Origin of the sequence: Streptomyces sp. NPDC048171 (assembly GCF_043202655.1) — a bacterium.
Classification (GTDB): Bacteria; Actinomycetota; Actinomycetes; order Streptomycetales; family Streptomycetaceae; genus Streptomyces.
In genome coordinates this window covers 1-1,436 of sequence record NZ_JBIDAU010000044.1, presented here as the reverse complement: position 1 = coordinate 1,436, position 1,436 = coordinate 1, and the positions used below count along the sequence as shown (strand labels likewise).

At 66.2% G+C, this 1,436-nt stretch carries 3 protein-coding genes; all 3 read left to right on the top strand.

The features are described from left to right. Positions 1-581, top strand: a 581-nt coding sequence (locus ACGF3J_RS38720) for a type I-E CRISPR-associated protein Cse1/CasA (RefSeq protein ID WP_393856130.1), incomplete at its 5' end; no start/stop codon positions are given. 54 nt (positions 582-635) lie between these two features. Continuing rightward, on the top strand, positions 636-1,310 hold the full coding sequence (casB, locus tag ACGF3J_RS38715) for a type I-E CRISPR-associated protein Cse2/CasB (RefSeq protein ID WP_393856129.1): 675 nt from the start codon (positions 636-638) through the stop codon (positions 1,308-1,310). A 26-nt stretch (positions 1,311-1,336) separates the two neighbouring features. Beyond that, positions 1,337-1,436: type I-E CRISPR-associated protein Cas7/Cse4/CasC (locus ACGF3J_RS38710; protein ID WP_393856131.1), on the top strand; the 100-nt coding region annotated here is incomplete at its 3' end.

The window sequence follows — 1,436 nt, the reverse complement described above, 5'->3', positions numbered from 1 at the left end:
TGCTCAAGCAACTGGACGACGAAAGCCCCATCCAGCCGAAGGTCATGGACCATGCCTTCGACGTCAGCGAGTACTTGCGGGTCCGCGCGCTCGGCTTCGAGCAGGACGCCAGCCAGGCAGCCAACCACCAGTACGTCGACTCCGTGACCCCGGTGCTCCTGTCCCGGGTGGAAGAGGATGCGACGCACACCGATCGGCCCGTACGCCAGCTCCGTGAACTCGGCGAGCTCTTCGGGAACCGGCTGGAGCAGGCCACGAAGGAAGCCTGGCTGAAGTACACGGACGACAAGAAGAACGATCCCAGGGCCTGGCAGGACGCAGCTGCGGCCCGCTACTGGCCGTCGGCAGAGGACGAGTTCTGGTCCCGTTTCCGGAAGCTGACACGCTCGGGCGGCGCCATGGACACCGAATTCGACTTCGAGGCCGCCTGCCGGGCCTTCGGGCGGCATGCGCTCGACGCCTACGAGGCAGTCACCGCCTCTGTGACCCGCACACCACGGGGCGCGAAAGCCGTCACCCGGGCGAAGGCCATCATCCTCGCCGCCCTGAAAGACCCGCACAAGGCGATGGACAATCGGTGACGAGAACTGCCGCCAGGAAGTCGTGACTGTCGCCCGCCGACCCGAGGACAAGCTGTGACCTTCCAAGCTCCTGAAGCGACCAATCGGCAGAGGAATCGCGCCACGTATGCCGCATTCACCACACACATCGAACGTCTGTGCCGCACAGACCCCGGTGCACGTGCGGCGCTGCGCGCGGGCCTGCGCCGCGACCTGGACCACCCGCGCACACGCCCCATGCACCGCCTGCTGACACCGCGGCTGCCGGAAGGGTGCAACGACACGACAGCCCAGGCCCACTACACGGTGGCCTCGCTGATCGCGGCCCAGCCCCGACACGCCTTCTCACCTGACCAGAAAGACGACGAAGACACCGCACACGAACACGAGACGGCAGAGAGCCATGCTCCCAACGAGGAGGGGGAACCCGCCGAGGAGGCTGCTCCGCTCGGGCCGTCCCCGTATGGCTCCTCGTTCGGTGGCACCCTGGGCCAGGCCGTCACCGTAAAGGGCAAGCCGATGCGGATGAGCGCCGCAGAGAGCCGTATCAATCTCCTGACGCGGCAGAGCCTGCGCGGTATCCACCTGCACCTCCCTGCTGCGGTGAATCAGGTACGCACCACCGGCCTCTTCATTGACTGGGGGCAGCTGCTGGCAGACCTCGTCGACTGGCAGTACCAGTCGGGGCGGATCAGCCGCCGCTGGCTGCAGGACTTCTATCGGATCACGGCCGGCGCCGACCGAGACTGACCCTTCTCACCCACAGGAGATCCCCGATGACCCTCAAGCCACGCTTCATCGACATCCACGTCGTCCAGCCAGTTCCCTACGCGAACCTGAACCGGGACGACACCAACTCGGTGAAAAGCATGCTCT